This window comes from Kitasatospora sp. NPDC048545 (assembly GCF_040651155.1).
In the GTDB taxonomy this organism is placed as follows: Bacteria; Actinomycetota; Actinomycetes; order Streptomycetales; family Streptomycetaceae; genus Kitasatospora.
In genome coordinates this window covers 1-9819 of sequence record NZ_JBEZIQ010000114.1, presented here as the reverse complement: position 1 = coordinate 9819, position 9819 = coordinate 1, and the positions used below count along the sequence as shown (strand labels likewise).

The window sequence follows — 9819 nt, the reverse complement described above, 5'->3', positions numbered from 1 at the left end:
CTGCTCGTCCTGACCCGCAAGGAGTTCGCCGTGCTGGAACTGCTCGCGGCCCGGGCGCCGACGGTGACGCCCCACCGTCGGGCACGCGTGCGCCGGACGATCAGCGCCGGACGATCAGTAGCAGTCGCCTCGGAGGACGCGGCCGGCAGGCCGGCACGGTCGGCTCGGCCGGGAGCGGGCGGCGGTACTCAACGGAATGCTTATGGACCGTCAATGGCGGTCGGCCACCGTGGACTTCAGCGCGGACCACCCGGTCGGCGCAGCACCGATCAAGGAGGATCCGCTCCGTGAACACGATCAAGAAGGCAGTGCTCGGCTCGGTGGCCGTCGGCGCGCTGCTGCTCTCCGCGGCCCCCGCGGCCTCGGCCGCCGACGGTCGGCAAGCGGCCCAGGGACCGGCGGTGGCGCAGGCGGCGCGCAGCACCGACGTGTCGCTCTACAACGGCACCAAGGACGTGATCTACCGGAACTACACCTCGCTGTCACACGGCGTCTGGGGCAGCGTGACCCCGCCGGACGCCATCAAGGCCGCCGACAAGGTCTCGTGGAGCTCGGAGTCCTCCGGCTTCATGACCGGGACCGAGGGCGAGGTACGGTACCAGCTGCGCACCGGCGAGGCGGTGATCCACTGGGACAACCCGTTCGCCGGCAGCAACAGCTACAGCTGCACCGTCCCCGGTGGCTACACGTGCAGCTGGACCGGCGGCAAGGGCGACAACGCCTCGGTGGCCTTCACCATCGGCGGTGCCCCGGCCGGCGTGGCCGCCGACCGCCAGGCCGAGCAGGCCCCCGCCGTCGCCTCGGCGGTCAGGAGCACCTTCGTGACGCTGCAGAACCGCACGCCGAGCGTGCTGGAGCGCACCTCCTCCGTGCTCGACCACGGCACCTGGAGCGAGAACCTGTTGCCGCAGGACCGGGTGTTCCCGATGGACAACGGCCACTGGCAGTCGGAGTCCAACGGCTTCATGACCGGGACCGAGGGCAGGGCCGTCTACAACCTGTTCAACGTGGGCAACGTCGAGATCTGGTGGGACAACCCGTACGTCGGCAGCAACAAGTACAGCTGCACCGTCCCCCAGGGCTACACCTGCAGCCAGGACGGCGGGAGCGGCGACAACGCCTTCGTCACCTTCACCGTGCGGAAGGGCTGATCCGATGCGAGGTCTCCTCCGTACCCGGCCGGGCTTCAAGGCCCTGACCGCGGCCGCCGTCGCCGCCCTGACCCTGGTGCCGGTGGCCACGGCCGAGGCCGTTGCCGCCCCTGCGCCGCCCGCCGTCCGGGTCCGGGCCGCCGTCGCGCAGGCGAACATCGACGACGGCCAGTCCTATGTCCTCGCACCGCAGCAGGCGCCCGACCAGTGGCTGGGCGAGAACGGCTGGAACGACATCGTCGCCCAGACCAGCAGGCTCTGGTACGGGGCGCAGCAGTACAGCCACGCCCTGTGGACCGCCCGGGTCAGCGGCGGCGTCGTCGGGCTCGAGAACGTCGAGTTCCACGGCAGCCTCCAGGACGACAACGGGGCCGTGGAGGCGAACTGGGGCAACGGTGACGCGTTCGGCTGGACGGCCGTCGCCGGCCCCAGCGGCTCCGTCGCGCTCCAGAACCGGGCCACCGGCCGCTACCTCGCGCTGAACGCCGCGAACGCCGCCGTCATGGCCACGGGCATCTACTACTGGTACCTCGTCAACGCCCACGCGTAGCGGATCTCCCGCCGCCCCCGACCGCGCCACGCGGTCGGGGGCACCCGTGCGTTCCCGGGACGTCCTCCGGGAGCACGTACGCCCGTTCCCCGGCCCTCGGCGCCGAACGCCGGTGGGCCCCGGGGGCGCCGCGGCGGGGCTCAGGACCTGATGGCCGCGCCCGCCCAGGCGCGGTTGCCGAGGAGGGTCTTGATGTCCGAGGCCAGGCCGTTGTCGGGGTTCACCAGGAAGCCGAGCTCGTAGAGGGTGTTCTTGTCCCAGTTGGTGGTGAGCAGCCGGATGGGCACGTCGCCGGGGTGGGCCTGGAGGGCGAGTTTGAGTTCGGCCACGACTTCGGGGGTGATCCGGGAGGCGGGGACGGTGATGTGGACGGGTGGCTTGGTGCCGAGTTCGGCGGAGGAGACGTCGAGGGTGGTGATCTCCTGGCCGAAGACGCTCAGTGAGCCGTCGCGCTCGTTGAGGCGGCCGCGGACCGAGACCACGTTGTCCTCGATCATCTGCTCGGCCATCAGGTTGTAGGTGGCGGGGAAGAACAGCACCTCGACCGAGCCGTCGCGGTCGGCAAGGGTGATGATCGCCCAGGCGTTGCCCGCCTTGTTGATGCGCCGGTCGACGCCGGTGATCAGGCCGGAGAGGCGGACCTCGCCCTCGGAGCGGCCGGAGCCGAGGAGTTCGGCGATCGAGGTGTCGCGGTTCTGGGAGAGGATGTGCTCGGCGCCGTCGAGCGGGTGGCTGGAGACGTAGAGGCCGAGCATCTCGCGTTCCAGGGCGAGGAGTTGGCGCCGGGGCCACTCGTTCTCGCTGAGCTGGAAGTCCAGTCCGATGCCGGGTCCGTCGTCGCCGGTGTCGAGGGCGCCGAACAGGTCGTCCTGGCCGATGGCCTGTTGCTTCTTCACCCCGGTGACGGCGTCGATGGCGCTCTCGTGGACGGTGCTGAGCGAGAGCCGGGTGTGGCCGAGCGAGTCGAAGGCGCCCGCCTTGACCAGGGAGTCGACGGTGCGCTTGTTGCAGACCACCAGCTCGACCTTGTCGAGGAAGTCGGCGAAGGAGGTGTACTTGCCCTGTTCCCCGCGGGTGCGCACCAGGGACTCGATCACCGGCACGCCCACGTTGCGCACCGCCTTGAGGCCGAAGCGGACGTCACTGCCGACAGCGGTGAAGTCGACCACCGACTCGTTGACGTCGGGGGAGAGGATCTTGATGCCCATCTGCCGGCACTCGGCCAGGTAGACGGCCATCTTGTCCTTGTCGTCGGCGACGGAGGTGAGCAGCGCGGCCATGTACTCGGCCGGGTAGTTGGCCTTGAGGTAGGCGGTCTGGTACGAGACCAGGCCGTACGCGGCGGAGTGCGACTTGTTGAACGCGTAGCCGGCGAACGGGACCAGGACGTCCCACACCGCCTGGATCGCCGCGTCGGAGTAGCCGCGCTCCTTGCAGCCCGCGTGGAAGGGCACGAACTCCTTCTCCAGCACCTCCTTCTTCTTCTTGCCCATCGCGCGGCGCAGCAGGTCGGCCTGGCCGAGCGAGTAGCCGGCCAGCACCTGGGCGGCTCGCTGGACCTGCTCCTGGTAGACGATCAGGCCGTAGGTGGGGCCGAGGACGTCCTTGAGCGGTTCCTCCAGCTCGGGGTGGATCGGGACGATCTCCTGCTGGGCGTTCTTGCGCAGCGCGTAGTTGGTGTGCGAGTTCATGCCCATCGGGCCGGGCCGGTACAGCGCGGAGACGGCGGAGATGTCGGCGAACTCGGTGGGCTTCATCAGCTTGAGCAGGGCGCGCATGGGGCCGCCGTCGAGCTGGAACACGCCCAGGGTGTCGCCGCGGGCCAGCAGCTGGTAGGTGGTGGGGTCGTCGATCGGGATCTTCTCGATGTCGACGTCGATGCCCCGGTTGGCCTTCACGATCTTGATGCAGTGGTCGATGATGCCCAGGTTCCGCAGACCCAGGAAGTCCATCTTGATCAGGCCCATGGCTTCGCAGGACGGGTAGTCGAAGCCGGTGATGATCACGCCGTCCTTGTCCCGCATGTGCAGCGGGATCAGGTCGAGCAGCGGGGTGGAGGACAGGATGACGGCGGCGGCGTGCACACCGGTGCCGCGGATCAGGCCCTCGATGCCCCGCCCGGTGTCGATGATCTTCTTGACGTCGGGCTCGTTCTGGTAGAGCGCCCGGATCTCGGTGCCCTCGTTGTAGCGGGCGTGCTTCTCGTCGAAGAGGTCGGCGAGCGGGACGCCCTTGCCCATGACGTCCGGAGGCATCGCCTTGGTGATCCGGTCGCCCATCGAGAACGGGTAGCCGAGGATGCGGTTGGCGTCCTTCACGGCGGCCTTGGCCTTGATCGTGCCGAAGGTGTTCACCTGGGCCGTGTACGCGGCGCCGTACTTCTCGGTCACGTAGCGGACCATCTGGTCGCGCTGGCGGTCGTCGAAGTCGATGTCGACGTCCGGGGGGTTGATGCGCTCCGGGTTGAGGAAGCGCTCGAACAGCAGGTCGTGTTCCAGCGGGTCCAGCTGGGTGATGCCGGTCAGGTAGGCGACCATCGAGCCGGCCGCCGAACCGCGGCCCGGCCCGACCGGGATGCCGTTGTCCCGCCCGTACTGGCAGATGTCGGCGACCACCAGGAAGTAGGCGTCGAACCCCATCGGGGTGATCACGCCCATCTCCAGCTCGATCCGGTCCAGCACCTCCTGGCTCGGGCTGTCCCCGTAGCGGTGCTGCAGCCCGACCTCGATCTTCTTGCGCAGGTACGAGGCCTGGGTCTCTCCCTCGGGCACGTCGAACTGCGGCATCCGGTCGACGTAGGTGAAGACCTCCTCGTACGACTCGACCCGCTCGGCGATCGCCAGCGTGTTGTCGCAGGCCTCCGGCAGTTCGCGGAAGAGCTCGCGCATCTCCTCGGCGGTCTTGACGTAGTAACCGGAGCCGTTGAACTTGAAGCGGTTCGGGTCGTCCTTGTTCTTGCCCACGCCGACGCAGAGCAGGCTGTCGTGGGCGTCCGCCTGGTCGGCGGTCACGTAGTGCGAGTCGTTGGTGGCCAGCAGCGGGATGTTCAGCTGCTTGGCCAGCCGGAGGAGGTCCTCGCGGACGTCCCTCTCGATGGAGAGGCCGTGGTCCATCAGCTCCAGGAAGTAGTTCTCCCTGCCGAAGATGTCCTGGTAGGCGCCGGCCGCCCTGACCGCCTCGTCGTACTGCCCCAGCCGCAGCCGGGTCTGCACCTCTCCGGAAGGGCAGCCGGTGGTGGCGATGATGCCGGTCGCGTTGGCGGCGATCAGCTCGCGGTCCATCCGGGGCTTCATGTAGTAGCCCTCCATCGACGCGAGCGAGGAGAGCTTGAAGAGGTTCCGCAGACCGGTGGCGTTCTGCGCCCACATGGTCATGTGGGTGTAGCGGCCGCCGCCGGAGACGTCCTTGCCGCCCTCGCCGTCGGCGCCGCTCGGGCGCTGGCCGCCGGGGGACCAGAACACCTGCTTCTTCAGGAAGCGCGAGGCCGGTGCGACGTACGCCTCGATGCCGATGATCGGCTTCACCCCGGTCTTCGCCGCCGCGTGGAAGAACTCGTACGCGCCGAACATGTTGCCGTGGTCGCTCATCGCGATGGCGGGCATGCCCTGTCTCTGCGCCTCGGCGAACAGCTTGCCGTTCTTCGCCGCCCCGTCCAGCATCGAGTACTCGGTGTGGACGTGCAGGTGCGCGAAGCTGTCGGACACGGCGCTGTGCTCCTCGGGGGGCTCGGGCTGGCAAGCGGCCCAGGCTAGTGGGTCGGCCCGGACGACACGCCGGTGCCGGGCCTTCGGGGCCGGGACCTTGACGATTCTCTCCCACCTCCTGGACGGGGCGTTGACCGGGCGGGCCCGACCACCGGCGACCGGGAGGAGGCCCCGCACATCGCTGAACCGCCGGTGGTGACACGTGTGACGGCGGGTCGGCGGGCCACCGTCTGGCCGGAGCGGACGGCCGGGACGCGTGGGTACGGCCGGGCTGCAATCCCGAAGCCGTCCGAGTGACCGGGGCGTCACCTTCTGTGTGCGGGGGTGCAACGTGTGATGCGATGCCCCCGTGAAATCCGGGGTCGGGCCGGAACGCGACGCCCGCCCCGGGTCCGTGGACGACGGAAGGGAATCCCATGGTGCTCCGCGCGCTGGCCGCAACTGGTGTCGCCGCATCGTTGTTCGGCTCATCGGGCCTCGGCGGCAAACCGGTCCCGCCGCCGGCCCCGATCGTCATCGAGAGCGTGGCGGTCAACGGGTCCGGTTGCCCGGCGGGGACGGCCGCCGTGTCCGTGGCCCCCGACAACACCGCCTTCACGGTCACCTACAGCAACTACACCGCCAAGGTGGGGCCCGGGACGGCGCCGACCGACTACCGGAAGAACTGTCAGCTCGGCCTTCTCGTGCACGTCCCCGGTGGCTACACCTATGCGGTCGTGTCCGCCACCTACCGCGGCTTCGCGTCGCTGGCGCCCGGCGCGTCCGGGACCCAGCGGGCGAGCTACCACTTCCAGGGCAGCGCCCGCACCACCGACTCGACCCATCACTTCGAGGGCGGGTTCACCGGCAACTGGCAGGAGACCGACACCGTGGACGTCGCCGCCCGGGTCTTCGCCCCCTGCGGGCAGACGCGCAACCTCGACATCGACACGGAACTGCGGGTCGAGGCCGGAACGTCGAGCCCGGGCGCCACCAGCTTCCTGGAGATGGACTCGACGGACGGCAGCATCAAGACCGTGTACCGCCTCGCCTGGAAGCGGTGTCACTGACCTCCCGGCGCCGCGATCGGCGGGGGCGCCCGTCACGTCACGTCCGTCAGCTGTCGGCGCGGAACGCCCCGTGGACGCGCAGGTCGCCGGCGATCGACACCTTCCCGTCGTTCGTGTGCATGATCCAGACGCCCTCGTTGCGGACCGACAGGTGCCCGTTGGCGTTGACCTTCCCGACGAAGCGGGACTCGCCGTGGACCCGCAGGATGCCCGTGGTGTCGAGGTCGCCTCCGACGACGACCTCGCCGGCCGCCGTCACCTGGCCCTCGGCGTCGAGGCGCCGTGGACGAGCAGCCGCGGCGGGCCGTCCTGCGTCTCCAGCACGTTGTCGACGGTCAACCCGCCCTGGAGGGTGAGGCGTTCCCTGACCCGCGCTCGGTGGGTGCGCACGTCGTTCAGGTCGGCGGTGTCGGCCGCGACGGTTCCCCACTGGCGGTGTCGGCGGCCTGGTGCTGCGTCCTGCCGAGTATTCCCGCGGGCGGTGGCTGCCCGATTTCGTCCGGGGTAACGGCCGAGGTGGTTTCGCGGGTTCACCGTTCCGGGCGGGGAATTCCCGGACGGGAAGTTCGCTGGTCGGGGGCGGGTGGTGAAACCGGAGTCGGGAATTGTGCACGGTGTGTCAACTCGCTTGTCGCCAGCGAGGATCCCGCCAATGAAGGGAATGCGTTCCTTGTGCGGGTGATTCGCGCAAGTCCCTTCCGTTCCCGGGTCGAATCTGACAGCATCGTCCGCTATCCGGTGATCGAATTGCCGGCGATCATTGCGCTTGTGTGCCCGTGAAGTGTTCGTCCACGCCCGGTTTGTGGCCGGATCGGATCGCCGGGTGGGGCCGGGTGGGGTCGGGACACGGCCGGGGACATGACCGGGGGAGGACGATGGTGCTCGGCTTCGAAGCCCGGCTCGACGACGAGGTCGCCGGGGGAAGGCTCAGCGACCCGGCGGCCCGGCTGCGCCTCGTGGAGGAGATGTGACCACCCGGGCCGGCACCCGCGTGCCCACCCCCGACACCGCACACCGCCCCGCACGCTGGGTCCGCACCAGACTGCGGGCGAGCCCGGCGGCCGCGCTGCTCATGGCGGCCCTCGCGTTCGTCACCGTCTTCCTGACGGCGGCCTTCCCCCGCATCGCGGACCGGGGCGCAGATGCGGCGCTCCAGGACTTCGTCGGCCGGAACGGCATCAACCAGACCAGCCTGCAGACCACCTCCAGGGTCCGCGACGACGACGGGGCGGCCACGCTCGACCGGGTGCAGCAGACCCTGGTCGAGGCGTTCGGCCGTGAGCTGACGCCGACCCGGTCGGGCAGGGTCTACGGCTCCCGCGCCCTGGCCGACCACGGCATGGGCAACCCGGAGTACGTCCGGATCGCCGAGAAGCGGACCGACCCGGTCCTCGGCCTGCTCTACCTGCACGACCTGGCCGCCCGGGCCACCCTCACCGACGGCAGCTGGCCGGCCCCCGGTGCGGTCGGCGGTCCGCTGCCGGTCGTGATCAGCAAGAAGGCCGCCGAGACCATTCACATCAAGCTCGGTGACGTCATCGACAACGGCGTCGAGGGCCCGGGCACCGAGCGGACCACCGTGGTGGTCGGCCTCTACCGGGTCAACGACCCCCAGGACCCGTTCTGGGAGGACCTCGGCTGCCCGACCCGCGCCTGCCTGAGGCCCGACCCCGAGCACGAGCACTGGATGACCAGCGGATTCGTCGACGGGGGCAGCCTGCCCGCGATGGCCCGCTGGGGTTCGGGCGCCGAGAACTTCTGGCGGCTGCCCGTCGACGCCGCGTCGCTGCGCGCCGACCGGCTCGACCGCACCCGCAGCATCCTCGGCTCCTTCCTGGCAGGGCGCGACGCCACCGCTCTGGCCGGCGCGACCGGGCGCCCCGACCTGCACACCTCCTCGGGCCTTCCCGACCTCCTCGGCCGGGCGGACGCCCGCTACCGGGCCGCCATGCCGCTGAGCGCGATCGGCCCGGCCGGTGTCGCGGGCGTGGCCGTCGTCGTGCTGTTCCTGGCCGCGGCCCTCGGCACCGACCGTCGCGCCGCCGAGATCCGCCTGCTCCGGGCCCGCGGCGCTTCCCTCGCCGGGGTGCTGCGACGGCTGATCGGCGAGGGTGCGGTCACCGTCCTGCCGGCCGCCGTGCTCGGAACGGCCCTCGCCCTGGTGCTGCTGCCCACCCCCCGGTGGGAACGCTCGGTGCTCGCAGCCCTGGTCGCGACGCTGATCACCCTGTCGGCCTTCCCGGCCCGCGCGGCCCTGCTGTGGGCGCGCCCGCGGGCGGTCGGCGGCCGACGCCGACTCGTCGGCGAACTCACCGTCCTGACGGTCACCGTCGTGGCCGTGGCGGAGGTCAGGCGCCGGGGCGTCGGCACCGGCGCCGGGCTGGATCCGCTGCTGGTCGCCGCGCCGCTGCTGCTCGCCGTCACCGGCGGGCTGGTCCTGGCCCGGATCGAACCGGTGGTGATCGGCTGGTCGGCCGCCCTCGCCGGCCGCGGCCGGGGCCTGATCGGCTTCCTCGGCCTGGCCCGCGCCTCCCGGGACACCTCGGGCCGGCGCCGGACCTCCGCGCTGCCCCAGCTCGCCCTGCTGATCGCCGTCACCACGGCCGGGTTCGGCGCCACCGTGCTCGACACCGTCGATCACGTGCGGACCCGCGCCGCGCGCATCGCCACCGGCGGGGACATCGGCGTCTCCCTCCCGGACTACGCGACCCTGACCGAGCCGTTCACCACGGCCGCCGGCGCCCTGCCGGGCGTCCGGTCCTCGACTGCGGTCCGGGTCGAGCCCAAGGCCCGCATCACCGGTGCCGACCAGAACGACACCGAGGCCTACCTGGTGATGGTGGTCGATCCGGCGGCGTACGCCGAGATCGCCCGGACCCTCGGGGTCGGCGGATTCGACCCGGCGAAGCTGTCCGGGCCGTCCGGCGGCCCGGACACCCCGGTGCCCGCACTGGTCAGCCGCGACCTGGCCAAGCGCCTCGGCACAGGGGCGTCCCGGGTGCGCACGCCCAACGGCAATGACCTGCGTCTCACCGTCGCCGGGACCGTCGGCGCCACCCCCGCGCTGCCGGACCCGGGCAAGCCGTTCGTCGTCGTTCCCGCCGGCCCCGCCTGGGAACGGCTGCCGGACGCCAAACGGGTGAACGAGTGGTTCGCCGTCGGCGATGTCGACCCTGAAGGGGTCAGGTCGGCCCTGCGGGACAGCGGCGTGGTCCGGCCGGTCGGCCTGGCCAGGCTGATCGCGGACGAGGCCGCGGCCGTCGGCAAGGCCACCCACGGCCTGCCCGCGGGATACACCGTGCACAGCAGCCGGGAGACCGCCGCGGCCCTCGCCGACGATCCGCTGCAGCACGCCGCCGGCCGGC

7 protein-coding genes are annotated in these 9819 nt (G+C 71.1%); 4 read left to right on the top strand and 3 right to left on the bottom strand.

All coding sequences use genetic code 11. The features are described 5' to 3' along the window. Positions 1-287 precede the first annotated feature (287 nt). Together AB0D10_RS45335 and AB0D10_RS45330 are read left to right on the top strand one after the other, a co-directional pair. A complete protein-coding gene (locus AB0D10_RS45335; RefSeq protein WP_360268686.1) occupies positions 288-1151 on the top strand; it encodes a Crystal protein ET79 in 864 nt (287 codons plus the stop codon). A 4-nt stretch (positions 1152-1155) separates the two neighbouring features. Then, complete coding sequence (locus tag AB0D10_RS45330) at positions 1156-1701, top strand: hypothetical protein (RefSeq protein WP_360268683.1); 546 nt, start codon at positions 1156-1158, stop codon at positions 1699-1701. A 140-nt stretch (positions 1702-1841) separates the two neighbouring features. Here the strand turns inward: AB0D10_RS45330 and dnaE are convergent, their stop codons facing one another. Further along, on the bottom strand, positions 1842-5405 hold the full coding sequence (gene dnaE, locus AB0D10_RS45325; protein ID WP_360268681.1) for a DNA polymerase III subunit alpha: 3564 nt from the start codon (positions 5403-5405) through the stop codon (positions 1842-1844). Positions 5406-5821: 416 nt separating this feature from the next. Between dnaE and AB0D10_RS45320 the strand changes: the two genes are divergently transcribed. Further along, positions 5822-6454: a DUF4360 domain-containing protein gene (locus tag AB0D10_RS45320; RefSeq protein WP_360268678.1), complete on the top strand. Its 633-nt coding sequence runs from the start codon at positions 5822-5824 to the stop codon at positions 6452-6454. Between the two features lie 46 nt (positions 6455-6500). Here the strand turns inward: AB0D10_RS45320 and AB0D10_RS45315 are convergent, their stop codons facing one another. Then, complete coding sequence (locus AB0D10_RS45315) at positions 6501-6713, bottom strand: hypothetical protein (protein ID WP_360268676.1); 213 nt, start codon at positions 6711-6713, stop codon at positions 6501-6503. Further along, complete coding sequence (locus AB0D10_RS45310) at positions 6710-6844, bottom strand: hypothetical protein (RefSeq protein ID WP_360268674.1); 135 nt, start codon at positions 6842-6844, stop codon at positions 6710-6712. Before AB0D10_RS45310 ends, AB0D10_RS45315 begins: the two co-directional genes overlap by 4 nt. Positions 6845-7421: 577 nt before the next feature. Between AB0D10_RS45310 and AB0D10_RS45305 the strand changes: the two genes are divergently transcribed. Next, positions 7422-9819, top strand: a 2398-nt coding sequence (locus AB0D10_RS45305; RefSeq protein ID WP_360268671.1) for a hypothetical protein, incomplete at its 3' end; no start/stop codon positions are given.

What these genes read in the sequence shown, in the direction of transcription:
- AB0D10_RS45330 (WP_360268683.1), top strand. Translation starts at nt 1,156, where the DNA reads ATGCGAGGTCTCCTCCGTACCCGGCCGGGCTTCAAGGCCCTGACCGCG.
- AB0D10_RS45320 (WP_360268678.1), top strand. Translation starts at nt 5,822, where the DNA reads ATGGTGCTCCGCGCGCTGGCCGCAACTGGTGTCGCCGCATCGTTGTTC.